This is a genomic window from Flavobacterium ovatum (assembly GCF_040703125.1).
GTDB lineage: Bacteria > Bacteroidota > Bacteroidia > Flavobacteriales > Flavobacteriaceae > Flavobacterium > Flavobacterium ovatum.
The window spans coordinates 1,998,691-2,022,523 of the sequence record NZ_CP160035.1; the positions used below are offsets into that span (position 1 = coordinate 1,998,691).

Genomic DNA, 23,833 nt, shown 5'->3' on the forward strand with positions numbered 1-23,833 from the left:
CATTAAATTTTTTTACAAAGGTACGTTTTAAAAGCAATTCATTCGAATATTAAACTCAGTATCGATTGAGAATCGCTATTATTTTATCTAAATCTTTCTTTTTGTGATTAGCAGTAAATACAATTCTGTTTAATACTCCTGCAAGATTAGGATAAGAAAAATGCGTTATAATTATTTTCTCCTTATTAAGTACTTCATTTAGACCTAAAATTACAGGATAAATCACGGGATAATTTGAGTTGAATTTACTTTTGTCTTTAGGAATAAGTTTAGAGTCGATGTAAGCTAGCTTCTCTAGCAATTTACGATGTTGTTTTATGTAAATATTCTTTGCGTCAGCGAGAGTTTGTACAAAAGCGGGATTCATACCTGCACTGGAAACAAAGCTATCATTAATGCGAACTTGTTGAATGAATTCTTTATCCGAAGCAATTACACCTCCCGTTAGTCCAAAAGATTTTCCCAATGAAGAAAACATTATTTTTCGATTTATATTAGGGAAGTTTATAGTTGAATAAATACCGCACCCATTAATCCCTAAAAGTCCTAGCGAATGCGATTCGTCAATCACCAAGGTGATTTCTTTTGTTGGAGCAATAGATTTTAGAACTGATAAATCTATCGCTCCAAGATGGGACGAGGGGACAGCATCTGTAAGAATAGTGATTTTTTCATTGGTAGTGTCGACTAATCTAGGGTTGATTTCTCCTTCTATAAATACGGGTAAACTATTTTGTGCTTTTAGAGCAGAATGTGTCTCTGGAAAATAAAAAAAGCAGTCTGTGACGGGAGTTAAGGTTTCAATAACTAGTTTCCCTGCCAGCATCCCTGAGGTAACGGTAAGTGCCGCCTCAGATTGAATGAAATTAGCCAAATATAGCTCTCCTTCCTCATAAGCCTCGAGTTGAATATTGGCATTTCTAGAGCTACCATAAGTAGTTCCCCATTTCAAAATGTTTTTGATGAGTAGCTTTTTGAAACTTTTATGGTTGGGTAAACCCAAATAAGCAGTGCCTCCAAAATAGAGATAGGTATCTTTATTAATAGTTATTTTTCTGTCTGGGCATTTAGTGACTTTCATAGTTTGATTTATTTTAAAACTACTCCAGTACCATTCTCGGCTGTATACCCCACTTTTCCTTCTAGAATACTAACTCCATATGCAATATCTTCAGATAACAGCAATGGTCCGTCCATATCAACATAATCCAACTGTGGTAATAAATGTGCAATAGCTGAAATTCCTACTGAGGATTCTGTCATACAACCTATCATAGTTTTTAATCCTAATTTTTTTGCCTCTTGAATCATTCTTCTTGCAGGAGTAAGTCCTCCACATTTGACTAATTTAATGTTTACACCATGAAAATGTTGGTGACATTTAGCTACATCACTTTCAATAATGCAACTTTCATCAGCAATTATAGGCAAAACTGATTCTTTATAAACTTGTGCATGACCTTCCCAGTTATCAGCTCTTAAAGGTTGTTCAAGAAATTCAACTCCTAGTTTTTTTAATTCTTTTGCGTTATTTATCGTTTCTTCAACACCCCAGCCACAATTTGCATCAATTCTGAAAATAGCATCGGAATGTTTACGAAGCTCTTTTACAATAGCGATGTCTTCCTGTGTTCCCAATTTTATTTTATAAATAGGCCAAGGCAGTTCTTTCATTTTAGAGACCATTTTTTCTATAGAATCAATTCCGATAGTGTAATTTGTCAAAGGATTATTTTCAGTGGTGTATTGCCATAAATCATATAATTTTTTCCCTTTTTTCCGTGCATATAAATCATTATAAGCCATGTCTATAGCGCACAAAGCAAATAAATCATCTTTAAGGAATGGGTGTATTTTGTTCCAAAATTCTTCTGGGCTTTCCTCTTTTGTAGATTCAATTTTAAACCGAATCGCTTCTAAATCTGCGGTCATTTTTGGAATTGTGATATTGTAGTAGGGGTTAGAAGTTGCTTCTCCGTAACCTGATAGTCCTTCACTTTTTAATTCAACTATCATTGATGGTTGAATATCTATAGATTCTCTAGAAATGGTGAAAGTATGTTTTAACTTTAAATCGTAAGCTCTAATAATAAGTTCCATATATCGTGCTATTGTCAGTTTTTTATAATAATTCTAAATTTAATGAAATTAAGCAATAATAGTATCAGTTTTAAATTTTTTTTCGAGTGTTTACTTTGCTTTTTTCTATTAAAAGCTTGATTATTAGTATTTATCTTTTATTATAATTATACTTTTGGAATGTCTTTATATCCTTATAATAGAATATGGTTTTGTTGAAAAAGGGGGGCAATAAAAATTATATTATCGAAAAATCAATTGTTTTTTGCTTATTGTGATAAAATTGATAAATTAGCATAAATTAAATATTTGAATGGACGTTTATCAAGAAAAAAAGAATTTACTATTGGATATGATTGCTTATGCAACAGTCAATGAGCAATTAGATAAAAAGGAATTTGATTTTCTATTTATGTTAGCCAATACTTTGGATATTGAAAAAGGAGGCTTTATGGATTTGTTCTATAAAGGGACTACATTGAAGATGCTCAAAGATGAATCTGTTCGTATTTTGCAATTTTATCGTTTAGCTATGTTAATGCAAAAAGATGGTATTTTGTTTATAAAAGACGCCACTGCAATCAAACAATTTTCAATTCACATGGGTGTCAATCTTGATGCCGTTAAAAAAGTACTAAAAAAGATGAAAGCTGCTCCAGATACTCAAATTAGTATCAATGAGCTGTTGCGCATTTTTAAAGAAGCGACTTATTAACTGAGTTTTTCTTGTAAAGCTTTGATTTCATCTCTTAATTTTGCTGCTTGCATAAAGTCGAGTTCTTTAGCCGCTTTCTCCATGTTTTTTCGTTTTTCTCGAATGCGTTTCTCTAGTTCCGCTTTGGATAAATATTCATTTTGTGGTTCGGCAGCAAGGTCTAAAGTGAGTCCTAATTCGTAATCAACCAAAGGGTTTTTGGTAAAGGCACTTTCAATTTTTTTGTTCAAAGCTTGAGGAACAATATTATTGGTTGTGTTGAAATTCATTTGTTTGGTTCGGCGGTAATCCGTTTCATCCATGGTTTTTTGCATACTAGCCGTAATTTTATCGGCATATAAAATTGCTTTTCCGTTCAAGTTACGAGCGGCACGACCAATAGTTTGTGTCAATGAGCGATGGCTACGCAAGAAACCTTCTTTGTCTGCATCCAAAATGGCTACTAACGAAACTTCTGGTAAATCCAAACCTTCACGGAGTAAATTCACTCCAATCAATACATCAAATAATCCTTTTCGTAAATCTTGCATGATTTCAATTCGCTCCAAAGTATCTACATCTGAGTGAATATAGCGGCAACGAATACTCACTTTTGTTAAATATTTAGCCAATTCTTCAGCCATTCTTTTGGTTAACGTTGTAACTAATACACGTTCATCCAACTCGCAACGTATCTGAATCTCTTCAATCAGATCATCAATTTGGTTCAAACTCGGACGTACTTCTATAATTGGGTCTAATAATCCTGTAGGACGAATAACTTGCTCTACATATACACCTTCACATTTTTCCAATTCATAATCTGCCGGTGTGGCTGACACATAAATTATTTGATTCTGCATCGCTTCAAACTCCTCAAATTTCAATGGACGGTTGTCCATAGCAGCAGGTAAACGGAAACCATAATCTACCAAATTTTCTTTTCGACTGCGATCGCCGCCGTACATGGCTTTTACTTGTGACAGCGTTACGTGACTTTCATCCACAACCATCAAAAAATCTTTTGGAAAATAATCTAGTAAACAGAAAGGTCTTGTACCTGCTAATCGACCATCGAGGTAACGAGAATAATTCTCTATTCCTGAACAATACCCCAGTTCTCGAATCATTTCCAGGTCAAAGTTGGTGCGTTCTTCCAGACGTTTGGCTTCGAGATGTTTGCCTATTTCCTTAAAATAATCCACTTGTTTAACTAAGTCTTGTTGGATTTCCCAAATGGCACCTTGCAATACATCAGGTGAAGTCACGAACATATTGGCGGGATAAATAGTCAGTTTTTCGAATTTTTCAATAACCAAAGCAGTTTTGATATCAAAAGATTCAATTTCTTCAATTTCGTCTCCAAAAAAGTGAATGCGATACCCATCATCCGCATAGCTAGGATAGACTTCTACTGTGTCACCTTTAATTCTGAAATTTCCGGGTGTAAAGTCTGCTTCCGTTCTGGAATATAAACTTTGTACTAAACTATGAAGTAATTTGGTTCTGGAAATGACTTGGTCTCGTTCGATTGCAATCACGTTTTTTTGAAATTCGACAGGATTTCCAATACCGTACAAACAAGAAACTGACGCGACTACCAAAATATCTCTTCGTCCTGAAAGTAGGGAAGAGGTGGTGCTCAAACGCATTTTTTCCAGTTCTTCGTTGATGGATAAATCCTTTTCGATAAAAACCCCAGTCACAGGCATAAAAGCTTCAGGCTGGTAATAATCGTAGTAGGAAACAAAATATTCTACCGCATTGTTGGGGAAAAATTGCTTGAATTCGGAATAAAGCTGAGCTGCTAACGTTTTGTTGTGTGCCAAAACCAAAGTAGGACGCTGTACTTCCTGAATCACATTGGCCACCGTAAATGTTTTTCCAGAACCTGTAACTCCTAAAAGAGTTTGGTATGGGTCACCATCGTTAATTCCCTGGACAAGTTTTTTAATTGCTTCGGGTTGGTCTCCTTTGGGTTGGTAATCAGATACGACTTGGAAATTCATTGGTATTTCGTTGCAAAGTTTAAGAGTACAAAGTTACAAAGTTATTGGTAAATAGAATTAGCGATTCACTAAACCACTTGATTACTCTTCTCAAACTTCCATTCTTCTTGTTGTTTTTCACTCAAAAAAGACCAAGCTAGAATACGACTTGTCTTTTGACCTTGCGCCATATCGATTGTTCTAATATTTGCTGCTTTTACTTTGTTTAAAACGTTGTAAAGACTTTTGAGGTGCGATTGTTTTGCTACTAATGTTGTAAACCATAAACACTGCATAGGATATTTGGCACTTTCGTATATCATTTGAGAAATAAAACGGAATTCACCGCCTTCACACCATAATTCTGAATTTTGGCCACCAAAGTTCAAAATGGGCTTGGTTGTTTTTTTATTTTCTAAATTATTTATTTTACGAATACTTCCCTGTGTTGCTTCTTCTTGTGAAGTATGAAAAGGAGGGTTACAAAGAATAAATTCAAATTTATCTTCGGGAGTAATGATATTATTAAAAATAAAACGAGGTTCAGTTTGTTGTTGTAGACTAATAGTATCAACCAATTTTGGATTGGATTCGATAATTTTGCTGCAATTATTCAGCGCATTTTCATCAATATCTGTTCCTACAAAACTCCAACCGTAAATGGAATTTCCTAATATAGGATAAATGCAATTGGCTCCAATACCGATATCAAGACCTTGAATACTTTCGCCTTCAGGAATTTTTCCTCCATTGGATGAAGCTAATAAATCGGCAATATTATGAATATAATCTGCTCTGCCTGGAATGGGTGGGCATAAATAATCTTTAGGAATGTCCCAGTTTTGTATGCCGTAATAGGTGATTAATAGGGCTTTGTTTAAAGCTTTGACCGCTTCGGGATTACTGAAATCTATTGTTTCAATTTGGTGTTCATTAATAGCAACAAAGTTTTTTAGCGCCGGATATTGTTCTATTAAAAGTTTAAAATCGTATCGAGAACGATGTTGATTTCTAGGATGTAAATTGGTTTTTTCTGTAAGCTGCTTGGACATTATTATTTCTATTTCGGGAAAAGGATTTAAAAAATATTTGTTGTCCTAATCATGAGCAAGTTATATAAAAAAGAACAACTTTTCTAGCTTTTTAAGGATAAAATTAATCCATACATTCCATAAGGAGTAAATCACCTTCGGTATGTTCTATTTTTACGATTCCATCTTGGTAAACGTGGTTACTGCTACCTGTTTTATACCCTATAGTTAAACTGTCATTTTGTAAAGGATAAAATAAGTTTTCGGATGCTATACCAGTCACATGTCCAATGGGAATCAAGGAAATAGGAGTATTAGCGGTATACCATTTTTCGAATTTTCGAGGTAATAAAAATACTTTGGAATGGTCGTCAAGGATGACAATTTTTAACAAATCACGATAGCGAACAATATTGGTCAAATTGGTAATCGTATGGTCAGCTCTACGTCCTGTTGCCCAAACTACGTTGACGGCTGGAATTTTTTTTTCGATCAAATAATCAAAAGCTTTTTCTAAGTCAGTTTTGCTTTGGTCTGGTGTATGTACTACTTCCAGTGGGTATTGTTTTTCTTTGTAATAATTGGCGTCAAAACCCCGGTCAAAATCACCCAACAAAACATCTACTTTTATGTCCATTTTCATTACGCGTTCTATAGCTGAGTCGAGTACGATAACTATTGGTGACCATTCTAGTAATTGACCTAATAATTCTGGGTGACAGGAAGCACCATTGGCAATTATCAAAGCAGGTTCTTGATCGTCTCTAACGATATGATGTGAGGACATAATAGGAGTTTTGTGGGGTAAAGATATAAAATTTGAAAGTTAAATAGTTTTTTTGCGTTTGGGATAAAAATGAATAGCCCACAAACAAATGTAGCGATAGCGTAATTTGTTGAGAACTTGTAATGTCCCGAAGCGTTGGGAGCCCGAACCAAAGTTTTTACGGAGTCCCGATAGCTATCGGGAGCCCAAATTTATCATTTACTTTTCTACTATTGAACCGTATAAGTTCTTGTGTCTATCTCTGATAAAGCAAAGTATCCTAGCGGATAATTATTTTTGTCGGTGGTGTTGATGATGTTTCCACGTACGGTTGCAGGTGGTGCTTGAAATGGACCACCGCCACCACCGCCAGCAATACTAATCAAGATATTCATGTAGTTGTAGTACGCTTTTGTAATGCCATAATGGGTTATTTTGACTTCGTCGCCTTTTTTTAAATCTTGGTTTTGGGATAAACTAAATATACGATTCCCTTGGAAAAAAGTATCTTCATCTCCGTAAAAGGTTTGAGTGACTTGATTGGTGTAGCTGTATTGGTATAAATAATAATTGACTTCTGGAGCTGGATCAGTGTAAAAAGTTTTAATTTGAATGGTTTTTCCTGTAAAACCACCGTCATTTTTTTGAACTACATCCTCAATTGGTGCGACTGATTTTAGTGTTTCGCTCGCAGTATAGATCTCGCCATTGTTTACCACGGTTAGAGTGTATGTTTCGTTGGTTTTTGGAACAAAATCGCTGCAAATATATTCGCCTGTATTTCCTATTTCGTTAAAGTTGAAAGTAATGTTACTGCTGTTTTTTATCATAATTGTGGCTCCAGAAACCACTGGGATTTGGTTGCTGAAATACGAAGTAGTCGTTGTTAATTTAATTTTTTGGTCTTTACCGGTAGTTCCTTTTACCCATTTGATGGTTGCCTCAATAACTAATTTTGGAGCAGCAGTATTGAGATCAACTTGGACAACTTCTTCACAGCTGCTCAGAAAAAGTATGGAGATAAGCGCTATTAGTATGTTTGTTTTTTTCATTTTATTAGAATTTAAAATTATAACTTACTGCAGGAACCATTCCGAAGATAGAAGTTTTTATCGCTTCATTGGTACCAGTATCTGAGTTTTGTCTAAAATTGATGGAAGCTGCATTTTTACGATTGTATAAGTTGTAAATGCTGAAAACCCATTCGCCTTTCCAGTTTCTATCTTGGTTTTTTGTAGGTGTTAAGGTAGCAGAAACGTCAAGGTGATGGTAGGTTGGTAAGCGATTTTCGTTGCGTAAGCCGTAACTCGGTACTACAATTCCAGAGTAGTAATATTGACTGTTTGGATAGGTTACGGGTTGACCAGTTTGTAAAACAAAATTGGCACCAAAGCTCCATTTTTCGCTCTTTTTGTAAGCTCCTGTAACGGCAAGGTTGTGTGTTTTGTCGTAAACTGAATTGTACCAAGCACCATTGTTTATCCCTAATTCTTCTGCCGTTCTTCCCGGTGTTTGTTGTTCTGATTTGGATAAGGTATAAGAAATCCATCCATTGAACTTACCTTCGTTTTTGCGCAACATGATTTCTAGACCATAAGAGCGCATTTGTCCGTTGAGAACAATTTGCTCAATGGCTTTGTTGGCAATCAAGTCGGCTCCATCTATGTAGTCCAAACGATTTTTGATTTTCTTGTAATAGGTTTCTACTTCTAATGAATACATGTCTTTATTGAAATTTTTGAAATAACCCAAAGCAACTTGATCCGCAATTTGTGGTTTGATGAAATTGTCACTTGGCATCCAAACATCCAATGGAGTAGGAGACGAAGTGTTAGAAATCAATTGTAGGTATTGGACCATTCTGTTGTAACTGCCTTTTACTGAAGTGTCATCTGTGAGCTGGTATGAAACCGCTAAGCGAGGCTCTAGATTATTGAAGTTTTGAATGATTTTGTTTTTGTTGTAGAATTCAGTTCCTGTAGGTGTTGCTTTTTGGTAAATCTGTAAATCTGTATTGAAAATGACAGGGTTGTCATTGGTATATATATTTACTGTAGATTGACCTAAACGGTAAAACATACTGTAACGCAAGCCATAAGTAATGGCGACTTTTTTGGAAAGTTCTTGTTCTGCGCTCACATATAAGGCGGGCTCAAAAGCATATTTTTTATCCAATTGATCAAAGTTAATTCCAGAACTCACATCTGAGGGTTTTATAGTTCCCGGATTAAAGGAATAATAAATAGCATTCATGCCGTAATTCAGTTTGAATTTGTCAGAAATATAATTTTTGAAATCGTATTTAATATTGTAATTCTTAATCCCCGAATCCCATTTGAAACCTACAAAATCTAAATCTAATCCATAGTAGTAATCGCTATATATTAAGGATAAGTTTGAGAATAGTTTATCCGAGAATAAATGGTTCCATCTTAAGTTTAGAGTTGCATTTCCATACGTATTAGAGAAGCTTTTGCTAATAGCAAATACATCACGCCCAAAATATCCAGATAAGTATAAGTTGTTATTTTCATTGAGTTTATAACTCAATTTGGTGTTTAAATCATAAAAATAAGCCGAGTTGTCTTTTTGGTCTTCGGATAGTTTTAAAAATAGATGGGCATAAGAACTTCGTCCGCCAATCAAGAACGAGCCTTTATTTTTTACCAAAGGACCTTCTAGTAAAATACGGCTAGCAATTAATCCAATACCTCCATTGGCATGAAAGGATTTACTACTTCCATCTTTTTGGTAAATATCCAAAACTGAAGATGCTCTTCCTCCAAAATTAGCCGGAATTCCACCTTTATATAATTTTAAATCCTTGATCGCATCGGGGTTGAAAACAGAGAAAAAACCAAAGACGTGAGAAGAGTTGAAAATGGTAGCTTCGTCCAAAAGGATTAAATTTTGGTCAGCACCACCACCACGAACATTAAATCCAGAAGCCCCTTCGCCAGCATTAGTTACGCCCGGAAGTAGTAAAAGTGATTTAATAACGTCAACTTCTCCAAGTACCACAGGCATTTTTTTGATGGAAGAAATAGAGAGTTTGTTTACGCTCATTTCTGGTTTTCGAATCAAGATACTGGTATTTGTTCCTGTTACAATTACTTCATCCAGTTCTTCTTGACTGTCTGTTAAATTGAGATTTAATTTGGTGTTTTTGTCTAATGTAACTTTCTTAGTAATATTTTTGAAACCAATATAACTTATTAATACTGTGTAAGAGCCTTTGGGGAGAGTAATGGAGTAAAAGCCGTATTGATTGGTGTTAATGCTAGATTGGGTTTCAGGGATGTAAATATTGACACCAATCAAGGTCTCATTATTTTTGTTGTCAGAAATGATACCGCTTAATGTGAATTTTTGCTTTGATTGTTCTCTATCGCTCTTGTTTTGGGCGAAAGTAGTGACGCTAAAGGCTAAAAACAGTATTAGTGTGAAGGTTTTTTTGTTCAACATACTTTAAATAATTTGAGATGCAAATTTGGTAAAATTATAAGTAATTAGCTAGTAAACAAACTTTAAAACACTGTTAATAAAAAAAGACAACCGTTTCGGGTTGCCTTTTAAGTATTTATGTAGAAAAAAAATTAAGCTGTTTTCAAAACAGAAATTTTATCTAGTATAGTATTGAACGTTGTACTTGGTCGCATCGCTTTGCTTACTAATGCTGGTGTGGGTTGGTAGTGACCACCAATTGCTTGTGGTTTCCCTTGAGCAGCTATTAGTTCACTATTAATGGTAGCTTCGTTATCCGTAAGTTCTTTTGCAATTGGAGTAAAAATCGCTTGCAATTCAGCATCTTTAGTTTGAGCGGCCAAAGCTTGAGCCCAATACATTGCTAAGTAAAATTGAGAACCACGGTTATCAATCCCACCTATTTTTCTAGCTGGAGATTTATCATTTTGCAAGAAAGCATCATTTGCTTGGTCTAAAGTTTCAGATAAAACAATTGCTTTTTCATTATTCAAAGATTGTCCTAAATGTTCCAATGAAGCACCAAGAGCTAAAAATTCACCTAATGAATCCCAACGTAAGTATCCTTCTTTTGTAAATTGTTCAACGTGTTTTGGAGCCGATCCACCTGCACCAGTTTCGAATAATCCACCACCATTCATTAATGGAACGATAGATAACATTTTTGCAGAAGTACCTACTTCAAGAATTGGGAACAAATCAGTAAGGTAATCACGCAATACGTTTCCAGTTACAGAAATAGTATCCAATCCTTTGATGATTCTCTCGCAAGTGAAGTCAGTTGCAGCAATAGGATTCAAGATACGAATATCCAATCCGGTTGTATCGTGATCTTTTAGGTATAGATTTACTTTTTTGATGATTTCTCTATCGTGCGCTCTGTTTTCGTCTAACCAGAAAACAGCAGGAGTAGCAGACAAACGAGCTCTGTTTACAGCTAGTTTAACCCAGTCCTGAATTGGAGCATCTTTCGCTTGACACATTCTGAAAATGTCATTCGCTTCAACCGCTTGTTCCATTAAAACGTTTCCGTTAAGATCAACTACACGAACAGTTCCGTTAGCCGACATTTGGAAAGTTTTGTCATGAGAACCGTATTCTTCTGCTTTTTGAGCCATCAAACCTACGTTTGGAACAGATCCCATTGTAGTTGGGTCAAAAGCACCATGTTTTTTACAAAAATCGATAGTAGCAGTATAAATTCCAGCATAACAACGGTCTGGAATAATAGCGATAGTATCTTGTAGTTTTCCTTCTTTATTCCACATTTGACCAGAAGTACGAATCATTGCTGGCATAGAAGCATCAACAATTACATCCGAAGGAACTTGAAGGTTAGTAATTCCTTTGTCAGAATTTACCATTGCCAAAGCTGGACCGTTAGCAATCGCTTGATTGATGGCAGCTTCAACTTCTGCTTGTTGTGTGTGTCCTGCAATTTTTGCATACACATCACCTAAACCGTTTGTAGTGTTTACACCTAGTTCAGCAAATAAAGCAGCGTATTTTGTAAATACATCAGCAAAATAAACTTCTACAATAGCTCCAAAGATAATTGGGTCAGAAACCTTCATCATCGTAGCCTTCAAGTGTACAGAAAGTAAAACGCCTTGTGCTTTAGCCTCAGCAATTGTTTTAGCAACAAAAGATTTCAAAGCATTCAAGTGCATTACTGAACTGTCAATGATTTCACCTACTTTCAATGGAGTACTTGCCTTCAGTACAGTAGTTGTACCGTCTTGCCCAACAAATTCGATTTTCACATCGGTAGTGTCAGCCACAGTAACCGATTTTTCACTTCCGTAAAAATCACCTTCGGTCATAGAAGCAACGGCAGTTTTAGAGTCAGCAGTCCAAGCACCCATAGAGTGTGGGTTTGCTTTTGCGTAATTTTTCACTGCTTGTGGGGCTCTACGGTCAGAGTTTCCTTCACGTAAAACTGGGTTTACAGCAGAACCTGTGATTTTAGTATATTTTGCTTTGATTTCCTTTTCAGCATCTGTTTGAGGGTCTTCTGGGAAATTAGGGACTTTGAATCCGTGCGCTTGCAATTCAGCAATAGCTCCTTTTAATTGAGGTACAGATGCAGAAACGTTTGGTAATTTGATAATATTTGCTTCTGGATCAGTAGCTAGTTTTCCTAATGCTGCCAATGAATCTTTTACTTTTTGATCCTCAGTTAAAAACTCAGGAAAGTTAGCAAGGATACGAGCTGCAACCGAAATGTCTTCCGTTTCAATTTCGATTCCTGCAGTTGCAGTAAAAGCTTGAACAATTGGTAAAAAAGAATAAGTAGCTAACAAAGGTGCTTCGTCAGTTAATGTGTAAACAATCTTTGATTTTTGTGTCATTTTTATAATTTTATAATCGTAATTCTTAAGGCAAGAATGTAAAATGTATGATTTGCTTCGAATAAAGCGGTGCAAAGATATGAAAATCAGCGTAAAATACGGAGAAGTTTACTAGAGAAATAACCGATTTATGGTATAACTAACTACATAGGTTTAAAATGTTATTTTTTTAATGAAACAGCCTTAATTTGAGAATTCTACTTTAGGGTGTTTTTATCTGTTAGTTTTGGAGCAGAAAGTGAAAGGTGTTTTTGCCAACATCGTCCCGCTCCCGACGCTATATCTTTGCTTTTTTAAAGAAAAAAAGCAAAGGATGCCACTTCTATCGGGGTTAGAGAGGGAGACTTTGATCTTTTGTTAGTTCAGTGTTGAATAAACTTTAAAAACAAAATAGTAATGCCTTTTCTCCCGTGTTTTCGTGATAGCAAATCCGTTCCATTCGTGTCTAAAGGCAAACGCATGAGTTTAAAAGTAAAAAACAACCATGAATTACAAGAAATACACGAATTTAGATGTTCTGTAATTGTACTAATTATCAAGTTACTTAAAAATTGGTGTAATCAATTTTTTAGAGTTTCAGTGATTTGTGCAAATTCGTGATCCCGAAGCTTCGGGACGTGTCTAAAAACAACTAGTGCCTTCGCTTTGATTCGTGTTCTATTTGCCCGCAATAAGTCAAAAAAAAAGTCCCGAACATGTCGGGACTTTTATGATAAAGGGATAGATGACTATCTTCTTTTGTCTTTGATTCTTGCTTTTTTACCAGTAAGTTCTCTGAAGTAGAAAATTCTAGCTCTACGAACTGAACCTTTCTTGTTGATTTCAACTTTTTGTAAAGCTGGCAAGTTAACAGGGAAGATACGCTCAACTCCAACTGCGCCTGACATTTTACGGATTGTAAAAGTTTCAGTACTTCCAGAACCTCTTCTTTGGATTACTACTCCTTTGAAAAACTGAGTTCTAGTTTTTTCACCCTCTTTAATTTCGTAGTAAACTGTGATTGTATCTCCAGCTCCGAATTCAGGGAAATCTTTTTTTGCAACATATTCGCTATTAACGAAATCAATTAAATTTGCCATTTTAAATGCTAATTATAGTTTTTGAATTAGAGCAACATTCACGGATCTCGCCAGAGGTTAGTCTAAGTGGGTGCAAAAGTAAAAAAAAGATACGAGTTATAAGTTATGAGTTGTGAATTATTTTGAAAAAAGTTATGAATTATTACAGTTGTAGTCCTCGTAACTTGTTAACTCATACTTCATAACTCATAATTACTAATTCTCTTCAAGCAAGTCCGGTCGTCTCGTTTTTGTATGTTCATACGCCATATCCTCGCGCCATTTGTCAATTTTTCCAGAATGGCCACTCAGTAAAATATCGGGAACTTTCCATCCTTTGTAATCTGCGGGTCTTGTATATATAGGTCCTGACAATAAGCCATCTTGAAAACTATCTGTCAAAGCCGAGGTTTCATCACTCAAAACTCCAGGAATTAATCGTATTAATGCATCCGATAAAACCAAAGCACCTAGTTCACCACCACTCAAAACATAATCACCAATCGAAATTTCTTTGGTAATAAAGTGATCTCTCACTCGTTGATCTACTCCTTTGTAATGTCCACAAAGAATAATGATATTCTCATACATAGACATGGTGTTACACATCTTTTGATTTAAGGTTTCTCCATCAGGCGACATATAGATAATTTCGTCATAAGTTCTTTCGGTTTTCAAATGGGTAATACAATCGTCAATTGGTTGTACGTTCATCACCATTCCAGCACCACCACCATAAGCGTAATCATCCACACTTTTTTGTTTGTTAGTCGTGTAATCCCTTAAATTATGAAAATGAACTTCAACCAGTCCTTTGTCAATAGCACGCTTCATAATCGAAGCTTCAAACGGACTTCTTAATAATTCAGGTAAAACGGTAATAATATCGATACGCATGATTTTCTTCTATCTAATGAATCGGCAAAGTTACGAAAGCAATATTCAATTGCAATTGCAATTGCAAAAATCAAATTTTAATTGTCTAAAAAAATCAAAGACAAGTTCAACGTTCAAAAATTCTGTACCTGCTTGGCCATCGACATTCGTTAAAACAAAACAATATTCATGTCCATCGTCGTGAAATCAAAATTGTAAAGTTTTCCTAATAGTTTTCTAGTAGAATTCATTCTTCTTAGTTTTACAATTCTAATAAAAAACGACTGAAAATGAAATTCAAATTTTTGATAGGACTCTTTTTTTTAACACTAGGGTCTTTCGCTCAACGAGAACAACTGCAATGGCTAGATATAAATTTGAGTAATTATGATTATCCTTATCCCGTACATTTTATCCCGGTAAACATTCAGCAGCAAGAACTCAAAATGGAGTACATGGATGTGAAACCAGATAATTATAATGGGAAAAATATTCTCTTGCTTCACGGTAAGAACTTCAACGGAGCGTATTGGAAAACAACTATAGAAGCCTTGACAAAAAAAGGATTCCGTGTAATTGTACCAGACCAAATAGGTTTTGGGAAATCATCAAAACCCGATAATTTTCAATATTCTTTTCAACAACTAGCGCAGAATACCAAACAGATATTAGATAGTTTAGGAATCAAAAAAACGGCTGTTTTAGGTCATTCTATGGGCGGAATGGTAGCCACTCGTTTTGCATTGCTATATCCTGAAGTTACAGAGAAATTGATTCTTGAAAATCCAATAGGTTTAGAAGATTGGAAACTTAAAGTACCTTATAAAAATGTAGATTGGTGGTACAAAAACGAATTGAAGCAAAGTTACGAAGGGATCAAGAAATACCAATTAGAGAGTTATTATGACGGCAAATGGAAGCCAGAATATGATCAGTGGGTAAATCTGTTGGCGGGTTGGACTTTAAATTCTGACTTTAAAAAAATAGCCTGGAACTCCGCTTTAGCGTATGACATGATTTTTACGCAGCCTGTAGTGTATGAATTTCAAAACATAAAGGTGCCAACACTTTTAATTATTGGAACGCGAGATAGAACGGCTTTAGGAAAACCATTAGTAACCGAAGAGATTAGAAATACAATGGGATTGTACTCCGTTCTAGGTAAAGAAACTCAAAAGAAAATTGCGAATTCTAAATTAGTCGAAATTCCAAATATTGGACACATGCCACATATCGAAAGTTTTGATAAATTTATTCAGCCGCTAACAGCGTTTTTAGAAAAATAATAAATTACGGATTAAGGAAAGTTGTCCTTGGGGATAAATAACCAACACAATAAGAAAAATAGACAACTTAAATAAACTAGGACAGTAATACATTTGTTCTATTAATAAAATAATAAATGATGAATATAGAAAATAGCACAATCAGTTTACAAGCCACTTTAGATAATGCAAAGAACGCTTGGGAAGTAAAAGCACCAGAACAAATTAAAGAGATTTATGCTGAAGGAATTGCTGATGTAACACGTCAAAACGTGATTGCAAACGCGATAAAAAATGATGATATAGCACCGGATTTTATCCTTACAAATGCCACTGGAAAAGAAGTGAAATTGAGTGATTATCTTAAAAAAGGACCTGTTGTTTTAACGTGGTACCGTGGCGGATGGTGTCCTTATTGCAATATGACCTTGCATTATTTGCAAGAGCAATTGCCTAATATTCAATTAAAAGGAGCAAACTTATTAGCACTAACTCCTGAGTTGCCGGATAAATCAATGTCAACTGCTGAAAAACACCAATTGCAATTTGAAGTATTGAGTGATATAGGAAACAAAGTAGCTAAAGAATATGGAATCGTTTTTAAACTGACTGATGATGTTGCGGCTTCTTATCAAAAAGGATTTGATTTACATGGTTATAACGGTGATGAATCGGATGAATTACCTTTGGCCGCCACTTATGTAATTGATCAACAAGGGAAAATTGTCTATACATTCTTAGATGCTGAATATAGAAATAGAGCTGAAGCAGATGCTATCTTGAAAGCTCTTGAGGCTCTTAAGAAATAAGTTAGTTCAAAAATTTATGGAGTACCCTTAAAAGAGAAAGTCTTCTGAGGGTATTTTTAGTGATAATGCGAATCACAGATTGAGGAAATGTTTAAAAAAAGAGGAGATAACTTTTAAGTAATTGGCTTAATAGTTTTGAAATCAGTATTTTAAAAGTGTTCGTCACGCGTTTAAACATATAGTTATTCAGTCTTAATCAGTGAAAATCTATTCAGTAATCTGCGAGAAATTTGAAAAATATTTTAAAATATAGCTGTGAGCGATTCAGTAATAATAAACTAGATTTAACAGACTAATTAGATTGGACTGTATTGGACTATTTTTTGGTATTAGAACAAAGTTTCTATAGGTTAACGCTGAATTACTGGAGGTTATTTTGTAATCTACTTTAGGGAAAACGCCGATTACGTAAGTGCATACGGTAATGTGAGAGGAGGCAAAGTTAAATTTTAAAACTTGACTTTGTCTCCTACTTTAATTAAAACTTATTTCTTTTTAGCACTCTTCATATTCAACATTTCTACAAATAGAGAAAATGAAATTGCAAAGTATAAATATCCTTTAGGAATAGGAGTCACGTGACTACCAAAGATTAAAGCATTAGATAAATGTGCACTTTCTGTCAATAGCATCATACCAATCAAAATCAAAAAGGCTAATCCTAAAATCTGAATCGATGGATTTTTGTTCACAAAAGTTCCCACTGGAACCGCAAATTGCATCATGATAAAAACTGAAATCACTACTGCCGTTACCATAATATACAAAGCCCCTTCAACACCATTAGTCATCCCCACAGCCGTCAGAATACTATCAAAGGAGAAAACCAAGTCAATCATAATAATTTGAATAATCACACTTTGGAACGATTTAGCGGCGGCTTTACCTAATTCGGCCTCTTCATCCCCTTTATGATCCACCTTTTCACGGATTTCATTCGTGCTTTTATAAATTAAAAACAATCCACCCGCAAGTAAAATCAAACTTTGTCCCGTAATTCCAGCTTGAAACCAAGGTAAATCAACCGTAAACCAAGGTTCTTTCATTTGGATTAACAAGTTGATTCCAAATAATAACGCAATACGCATAAACATCGCTAGGAACATCCCGATTTTAGTAGCTCTTTTACGGTCTTCCTCGGGTAATTTACCGGTAGCAATCGAGATAAAAATAATATTGTCAATACCTAGGACTATTTCGAGAAAAGTCAAGGTTAATAAGGCAATCCAAGCATCCGGATTCAAAAATACTTCCATTTTTATATTTAGTTAATTGTTTTTTTTATTGAGTTTTGAAATTGCTTTTTGTCACAAAGTCACAAAGTTTTGATTTTTGATATTTGCATTTGACATTTGCCTATAGCTTCTCAGCCGTTCCCCGTTGCTTATTATCATTTCCTACCATTCCGTATTCAAACAAATAAGTGTTCTCTTCGGTAGATAAAATCTTGATGTTGACCGCCTTTTCTTCCGCCATGCTTTTCGGGTGCAATTTGCGCAGTACATATTCACAATCATTCACCCATCGGATCGACGCCGTGTCCGTCTTCCCCTCATAAGTTTCAATTTCGATACTGTCATTTCGCTCAAAAAAGGTCGTTTTCATTACACCATCAATCTCGCTTTCAAACTTAAATTTCCCCGTTTTAAAATCGGTACAATCTCTAGCAGGCTCTTTGCAGGCAGCCAAAAAAAGCAACCCACCAATAAGTACAATCTTTTTCATTTTTATTTTTTGAGCCTTATCCAGCTGTTCACGACAAGTCCTCCGTGCTATTCCTTTTTTTCTACTGACATAAAAGGAGCTTCTTTCAGTCGCTCTTTTATGTCAAGAAAAAATAGGAATATCCTGTTCGGGCTTTCCGTTGCCATCTGGGGCAAAAGGCATTATTTGTTATCCAAACGCTTTATTTCAGCATCGGTAAAGTTCTTAATTTCTTTCGCTTTAGCAAATTTATCCGTGTTATAATTTTCAGAATTATTCCGAGCAATCGATAGGCTATCCCAAGAACTATTTTTCAATTCTTTAGCATAAAAAACCATCTGTCCCACATGATAAGAATAATGCGCCAGTTGGCGGTTGATGGCTTCTAGAACCGTATGGCCTTCGTTTCGGATGTAGATAATATCCAAAAGTTGCTCCTGTTGCAAACCATCCAAAGTAGTCATTAAACAGTCCCAGCCTTTATCCCAAGATTCCAAAACCGCTTCTTTATTGGTTAGGTCATTTTCAAATTCCGCATCACGCTGACGCCATTCTTTCTCACCATCGGTAGTCAAGAAATTTGTCCATCTCGACAACATATTCCCCGAAAGGTGTTTGACAATCGTAGCCATACTATTTGTGTCTTCATTCGTTTGTACAAAAAGCTGATTGGGTTCGATTTGAGTCATTGCTTTCTCTCCCAAAGTTTTATAATAAAGAAACAGCTTTTTGACGCTTTCTAAATAAATTGAATTGGCTTCCATCTTATATTATTTTAATACCTAAAAGTACTAAAAAAAGGATTTGTTTTTTTAATCCAGTTTACAGAATAGGATGTCACTTTTTGTGTTTAATTGGTCAAAGTGTATTAGTGGTTCTTTTCGTTCAATCAGTCAAATAAATAAAAAAAGTTGCTTTCAGTTTCGATTTTCCGTATTTTTAATCCAGACAAGAAAGAAAATAAATCAGTCCAAATTGAAATATACTTACTTATGAAAAACGCTAAATTACAAGCATTTATCCCCCTTTTTTATATCGTTTGGTCTGATGATTTATTGACTAAAAAAGAGTTTTTTACTTTACAGTATTATATCGATTCGCAAGATTGGCTTTCGGTAGAGGATAAAATAGGGTTACTTTCCAGAATAACTATTTCAAATCCGCCATCTCGTCAAGACCTTACCGATTGGAAGAATACAATAGAACAATCTATTCAGGATAACCCTGAAGTGAAATCTATTTTTGAACTAGCGGTTGTACTTTCTAAAAATGATACTACGGTTCAAAACTTAGAGGTTTCTTTTGCAAAACTCGAAAATGATTTGGGAATTCTAGGAGAGGAAGCCATTAGTAATTTTAAAACAAAAGCAAAATCTTTTACGGTTAATCAGCAAGCCGAAGCGAGTTTTGATGTCCGAAAAATAACAGATCTATTAGACGGAGAACAAGCGCACATTATAAATAAAGTAAAATCGATAATTTCTAGACCTGAATTTAAGTTAGATGCCGCAATGGATATTGGTGTGTACCGCCAAAAGGTATTTGACTGGTGTACAATTTTAGCTAAGGAAAACCTAGGAAATATGGCTTATCCCAAGCAATATGGCGGCGGCGGAAATATCGCTGATTATTTTGCCATTATGGAAACCCTGAGTTATCATGATTTGAGTTTGGTAATTAAATTTGGTGTACAATTTGGACTTTGGGGAATGAGTATTCAATCCCTTGGGACAGAAAAACATTATGCTAAATATTTAAGAGACATTGGCACACTAAAATTGCCCGGTTGTTTTGCAATGACTGAAACCCATCACGGTTCTAATGTAAAAGGATTGGAAACAACAGCAACCTACCATCACGAAACACAATCCTTTACAATTCATACGCCACACCCAAAAGCACAAAAAGAATATATAGGTAATGCTGCATTGCACGGGCAAATGGCAACCGTTTTTGCTAAATTAATTATTGAAGAACACGATTATGGTGTCAATGCTTTTATCGTTCCCTTGCGTGACGAAAAAGGGGTGGTTCTAAAAGGAATTACGATTGGTGATTGTGGCCCAAAAATGGGATTGAATGGCGTTGATAATGGTACGATTCGTTTTGACAACGTGCTTATTCCAAAAGAAAATATGCTGGATCGTTTTGCATGTGTAAATGAAAAAGGCGGATTTCAAAGCCCGATTCCGAGTGATAACCGACGCTTTTTTACGATGCTAGGTACTTTAGTTGGAGGTCGAATTGGAATTCCGCGTTCGGCTTTGGCTGCAGCCAAAACGGGACTTACCATTGCCATAAAATACAGTGACCAACGCAAACAATTTGGACCCGAAGGAGCTTCAGAAGTTCCTATTTTGAATTACCGCATGCACCAACGACGTTTGTTAATTCCGCTAGCAAAAACCTATGCCGTTCATTTTGCTTTGCAGTATTTGACGAAACGTTTTTTGAATAAATCGGAAGAGCAGATGCAAGAAATCGAAGCCTTAGCAGCAGGATTGAAATCTTATTCCACTTGGAGTACTACGGAAATTTTACAAGAATGTAGGGAAGCCTGTGGTGGAAAAGGATATTTATCAGAAAACCGAATTGATGCTTTGAAAAATGATACCGAAGTATACACCACTTTTGAGGGTGACAATACGGTCTTGATGCAATTAGTGGCTAAAAATCGTTTGTCGGAATTCAGAAAATCATTTGGCGAAATGGGTTCGTTAGGGATTATTAATTATGTATATGAAAATGCTAAATCAGCTATAGCGGAAAAAAATCCGCTCATCATTCGAAATACAGATGAAGCGCATTTGCTAGATTATGAATTTCATTTGCAGGCTTTCCAACACCGAGAACAAACGATTCTAGCTTCTGCTGCCAAACGTATCAAAAAATTAATTGATACTGGTTTAGAGCCTTATGATGCTTTTAATGTTGTGCAACATCAATTGATAGCTGTGGCAGAAGCATATTTAGACCGCGTAGTTTTAGAACAATTTCAAATTGCTATTGCAGCTGTAGAGGATGAAAAAAGCAGTGCAGTATTAACCAAAATGTGTCAACTGTTTGCGCTTTCGCAAATAGAAAAGAACAAAGGTTGGTATCTAGAAGATGATTATATGGAATCAGTGAAAACTAAAGCCATTCGGAAAATGGTTAATCAATTGTGTTGGGATATTAGACCCGATGCTGTGGCTTTGGTAAATGCATTTGCCATTCCTGATTCCTGTTTGGGAGCGTTGGTTTAAGGATTTGAAAAGGTTAGGAAGTTTGAAAAAGCCGCATTGCAAATGCTACGCTTTCGTCTTTATGAAAGAAGGTACTCGTTGCAAACGAGCACCAGATGTGTAAATACCAATCTCCTGTATATTCTTTGCTCATAATTGGTAGATTGACCTACTTATTAATTACTGAATCTACACAATTTTATACGTTTTTTCGACTTTAAAATCATTGTTTTAAAGCTTTTAACTACGACGCCTACAAAACCTTAATGTCATACTTGTCCAATAAACCAGTAATTCCTTGAGTAGAAAAACGAGCTTTTTTCATAGGATTGAATTCGGGATCAATGCTGTAATTATAAGCAGTCAGAAAGTTGACTTCTTTAAGTTGGGTATCATTGAAAATTGCGCCCTGAAGGTTACAATTATCAAATAGAGATTGGGTTAAATCACTGCCTATAAACGCCACTTCTTTTAGTGAAGTATTGGTGAATTTAGTTTTAAGCATTTTCTTGTTAGAAAAAGAAGAATAGTCTAAAACACAGTCTTGAAATTCAACAGTAAATAGGAAATCATTGCACGTATGAAACTGAATTCCCATCATTTTACAATTGCTAAAATGAACGGTTTTTAGGTTTGTTCCTACGACTTGCATCATTGATAGATTACAATCAATGAACTCGCAATCCATAAAAGTGTTGTTAGAAAAATCGCTATTAGCAAAATCACAGTTTTTGAAAACGCAGTCTTCAAATTCCCGATTGCTGACTTTTTTGCCTGTGAAAATAACTTTTTCAAAAGTTTTTTGGATGTGTAGTAATTCCTCCATTAGTCGTTGAATAAGCTTTTCATGATGAATTGTAATCCTTTGAACATACAGAATACCGCTGCAATACAAAATAAGATGCCAATTGCTAATACCAAGTAATGCCAATCGTTCTGCTGATTCATAAACGCGTTATAAATCACAGTTGGACCTATGAATAATAACGGTAAAGCACCCGAAAGGTATTTGATTCCGCGTGATAATACGTCTTTATTTGTTGTCATAATTAAAATCTGAATTGTAAGCCGTAGCCGTTTTGATTTGCAATGATATTGAGTTCTGTATTAGAATCTTCAATTCCTGAATTTTTTAATCCTTCATTGTAAATATGAATTGCCTTCTTGGCTTTTTTATCTTTTCCAGCTAAAATAGGAATTGAAACTAGCAGTGAAGCCAATCCAATATAAGTTGCTGGAGTAGGGTAAGATACATCTGAAAATAATCCAATGACTAAATCGACGGTTAGTAATGCTCCTCCAATCCCTACAAAAAAACCACCTAATGCCTCTTTTTTTTGTGCTTTTTTGAATAATGAAAAAGCCTCGGTATTTTTAGATAAGTATTCTCTAGTTTGACGATGCGAAATTTGACTGTCATTGATGAAATAACGCCCTTTTACTTTTGTTATTTCTTGTGAAATGGAGGTTATTGAAAACAGGATGGTTAATAGTATTATTATATTTTTCATTATAATATTATATTAGTAAGTGTTTTATTTCCAGTTGTCTATGGATTTTCTGACGCTGCCAAATTTACGTAATAATTCTCCACCTTCCTCATAACTTACGGGAATTTCTCCCATAATCATTTTGATACCACGATCTACTAGTTTGTTGTTGCTCAGTTGCATATCGACCATTTTGTTGCCTTTTACTTTTCCTAACTGAATCATAGTTGCGGTCGAAATCATGTTTAAAACTAGTTTTTGAGCGGTTCCTGCTTTCATGCGAGAGCTACCGGTGACAAACTCTGGACCTACAACGACATCGATCGGAAATTGTGCTGTATGCGAAAGTGGACTTCCTGCATTGCACGAGATACTTCCAGTGATAATATTATTTTCGTTACAGGTTTGTAAACCTCCAATAACATAAGGAGTTGTTCCTGAAGCGGCAATACCAATTACGACGTCATTAGTATTGATGTTGAATTCTTGTAAGTCTTTCCAAGCTTGTGTAGCGTTGTCTTCAGCATTTTCAACCGCTTTGCGAATGGCTGCATCCCCACCAGCAATTATTCCAACGACCATATCAAAAGGCACTCCAAAGGTAGGAGGACATTCCGAAGCATCTACTACGCCTAATCGTCCAGAAGTTCCTGCTCCAATATAAAACAAACGACCACCGAGTTTCATTTTGGTAACTATTTGAGTGATCAAAGTTTCAATTTGGGGTAATGCTTTTTCAACTGCCAAAGGCACGGTTTGGTCTTCTTTATTGATATTAGCCAGTAACTCGGTTACAGACATTTTTTCGAGATGTTCGTATTTTGAGGATTGTTCGGTTGTTTTTGTAAATGTCATTGGTATGTTTTTTTGCCACTAAGGCGCTAAGGTGTCTAAGTTTGCTTAATGTTGACGCAAATTTAAGAATTTAAAGAGAGGGAAGAGGGTCAGTAAGAGAAAAATTGAATCTATTTTTTACTTTTTTTTGAATTTCGAAGGGAAGATGTTTATTAGAGGA

At 35.3% G+C, this 23,833-nt stretch carries 21 protein-coding genes; 4 read left to right on the top strand and 17 right to left on the bottom strand.

The genetic code is table 11. The features are described 5' to 3' along the window. Window positions 1-55: 55 nt before the first annotated feature. Window positions 56-1,081, bottom strand: coding sequence for an aminotransferase class I/II-fold pyridoxal phosphate-dependent enzyme (locus ABZP37_RS08530; protein ID WP_366187283.1), 1,026 nt, complete (start codon window positions 1,079-1,081; stop codon window positions 56-58). Between the two features lie 8 nt (window positions 1,082-1,089). After that, the gene (locus ABZP37_RS08535; RefSeq protein WP_366187284.1) at window positions 1,090-2,100 is read right to left on the bottom strand and encodes a dipeptide epimerase; all 1,011 of its coding nucleotides are present in this window, start codon (window positions 2,098-2,100) and stop codon (window positions 1,090-1,092) included. Window positions 2,101-2,392: 292 nt separating this feature from the next. Here ABZP37_RS08535 and ABZP37_RS08540 point away from each other — a divergent pair, with 292 nt between their 5' ends. Then, entirely contained in the window at window positions 2,393-2,794 is a 402-nt protein-coding gene (locus tag ABZP37_RS08540; RefSeq protein ID WP_366187285.1) for an excinuclease ABC subunit B, read from the top strand. On the opposite strand, the gene uvrB is transcribed toward ABZP37_RS08540, so the two are convergent. The 8 genes from uvrB to trmD all read right to left on the bottom strand — a co-directional run bounded on the left by uvrB (window position 2,791) and on the right by trmD (window position 14,347). After that, window positions 2,791-4,782 carry an excinuclease ABC subunit UvrB gene (uvrB, locus tag ABZP37_RS08545; protein WP_366187287.1) on the bottom strand — a complete coding sequence of 664 codons (1,992 nt, stop codon included), beginning with the start codon at window positions 4,780-4,782 and terminating at the stop codon, window positions 2,791-2,793. The two genes, ABZP37_RS08540 and uvrB, sit on opposite strands and share 4 nt — an antisense overlap. Before the next feature lie 68 nt (window positions 4,783-4,850). Further along, entirely contained in the window at window positions 4,851-5,813 is a 963-nt protein-coding gene (gene rlmF, locus ABZP37_RS08550; RefSeq protein ID WP_366187288.1) for a 23S rRNA (adenine(1618)-N(6))-methyltransferase RlmF, read from the bottom strand. A gap of 103 nt (window positions 5,814-5,916) precedes the next feature. Continuing rightward, window positions 5,917-6,579 (bottom strand): thiamine diphosphokinase, encoded by a 663-nt coding sequence (locus tag ABZP37_RS08555; RefSeq protein WP_366187289.1) that lies wholly within the window; start codon window positions 6,577-6,579, stop codon window positions 5,917-5,919. A gap of 209 nt (window positions 6,580-6,788) precedes the next feature. Then, window positions 6,789-7,610, bottom strand: a complete 822-nt coding sequence (locus ABZP37_RS08560; RefSeq protein WP_366187290.1) for a DUF4249 domain-containing protein — start codon at window positions 7,608-7,610, stop codon at window positions 6,789-6,791. Window positions 7,611-7,614: 4 nt separating this feature from the next. Next, window positions 7,615-10,023 carry a TonB-dependent receptor gene (locus ABZP37_RS08565; RefSeq protein ID WP_366187291.1) on the bottom strand — a complete coding sequence of 803 codons (2,409 nt, stop codon included), beginning with the start codon at window positions 10,021-10,023 and terminating at the stop codon, window positions 7,615-7,617. A 131-nt stretch (window positions 10,024-10,154) separates the two neighbouring features. Further along, on the bottom strand, window positions 10,155-12,392 hold the full coding sequence (locus ABZP37_RS08570) for an NADP-dependent isocitrate dehydrogenase (protein ID WP_366187292.1): 2,238 nt from the start codon (window positions 12,390-12,392) through the stop codon (window positions 10,155-10,157). Window positions 12,393-13,120: 728 nt separating this feature from the next. Further along, complete coding sequence (gene rplS, locus ABZP37_RS08575; RefSeq protein WP_366187293.1) at window positions 13,121-13,471, bottom strand: 50S ribosomal protein L19; 351 nt, start codon at window positions 13,469-13,471, stop codon at window positions 13,121-13,123. Window positions 13,472-13,666: 195 nt separating this feature from the next. Continuing rightward, window positions 13,667-14,347 (bottom strand): tRNA (guanosine(37)-N1)-methyltransferase TrmD, encoded by a 681-nt coding sequence (trmD, locus tag ABZP37_RS08580; protein WP_366187294.1) that lies wholly within the window; start codon window positions 14,345-14,347, stop codon window positions 13,667-13,669. A gap of 269 nt (window positions 14,348-14,616) precedes the next feature. Between trmD and ABZP37_RS08585 the strand changes: the two genes are divergently transcribed. Both ABZP37_RS08585 and ABZP37_RS08590 read left to right on the top strand, forming a co-directional pair. Beyond that, complete coding sequence (locus tag ABZP37_RS08585) at window positions 14,617-15,612, top strand: alpha/beta hydrolase (RefSeq protein WP_366187295.1); 996 nt, start codon at window positions 14,617-14,619, stop codon at window positions 15,610-15,612. A 119-nt stretch (window positions 15,613-15,731) separates the two neighbouring features. Beyond that, the gene (locus ABZP37_RS08590; protein WP_366187502.1) at window positions 15,732-16,400 is read left to right on the top strand and encodes a peroxiredoxin-like family protein; all 669 of its coding nucleotides are present in this window, start codon (window positions 15,732-15,734) and stop codon (window positions 16,398-16,400) included. A gap of 485 nt (window positions 16,401-16,885) precedes the next feature. On the opposite strand, the gene ABZP37_RS08595 is transcribed toward ABZP37_RS08590, so the two are convergent. The 3 genes from ABZP37_RS08595 to ABZP37_RS08605 form a co-directional block, all read right to left on the bottom strand. Beyond that, window positions 16,886-17,656, bottom strand: coding sequence for a TerC family protein (locus tag ABZP37_RS08595; protein ID WP_366187296.1), 771 nt, complete (start codon window positions 17,654-17,656; stop codon window positions 16,886-16,888). Between the two features lie 100 nt (window positions 17,657-17,756). After that, window positions 17,757-18,125, bottom strand: a complete 369-nt coding sequence (locus tag ABZP37_RS08600) for a DNA topoisomerase IV (RefSeq protein ID WP_366187298.1) — start codon at window positions 18,123-18,125, stop codon at window positions 17,757-17,759. A gap of 161 nt (window positions 18,126-18,286) precedes the next feature. Further along, a complete protein-coding gene (locus tag ABZP37_RS08605) occupies window positions 18,287-18,868 on the bottom strand; it encodes a DUF1572 family protein (RefSeq protein ID WP_366187300.1) in 582 nt (193 codons plus the stop codon). Window positions 18,869-19,096: 228 nt separating this feature from the next. Between ABZP37_RS08605 and ABZP37_RS08610 the strand changes: the two genes are divergently transcribed. Next, window positions 19,097-21,349 (top strand): acyl-CoA dehydrogenase, encoded by a 2,253-nt coding sequence (locus tag ABZP37_RS08610; protein ID WP_366187301.1) that lies wholly within the window; start codon window positions 19,097-19,099, stop codon window positions 21,347-21,349. A gap of 232 nt (window positions 21,350-21,581) precedes the next feature. Here the strand turns inward: ABZP37_RS08610 and ABZP37_RS08615 are convergent, their stop codons facing one another. From ABZP37_RS08615 to murQ, 4 genes are read right to left on the bottom strand one after another with little or no spacing between them, the layout of a single operon-like run. After that, window positions 21,582-22,154 carry a pentapeptide repeat-containing protein gene (locus ABZP37_RS08615; protein ID WP_366187303.1) on the bottom strand — a complete coding sequence of 191 codons (573 nt, stop codon included), beginning with the start codon at window positions 22,152-22,154 and terminating at the stop codon, window positions 21,582-21,584. Continuing rightward, window positions 22,154-22,375 carry a DUF6095 family protein gene (locus ABZP37_RS08620; RefSeq protein ID WP_366187305.1) on the bottom strand — a complete coding sequence of 74 codons (222 nt, stop codon included), beginning with the start codon at window positions 22,373-22,375 and terminating at the stop codon, window positions 22,154-22,156. Before ABZP37_RS08620 ends, ABZP37_RS08615 begins: the two co-directional genes overlap by 1 nt. A gap of 2 nt (window positions 22,376-22,377) precedes the next feature. Further along, the gene (locus tag ABZP37_RS08625; RefSeq protein ID WP_366187307.1) at window positions 22,378-22,839 is read right to left on the bottom strand and encodes a hypothetical protein; all 462 of its coding nucleotides are present in this window, start codon (window positions 22,837-22,839) and stop codon (window positions 22,378-22,380) included. 24 nt (window positions 22,840-22,863) lie between these two features. Further along, complete coding sequence (murQ, locus tag ABZP37_RS08630; RefSeq protein ID WP_366187308.1) at window positions 22,864-23,673, bottom strand: N-acetylmuramic acid 6-phosphate etherase; 810 nt, start codon at window positions 23,671-23,673, stop codon at window positions 22,864-22,866. Window positions 23,674-23,833: the final 160 nt, after the last annotated feature.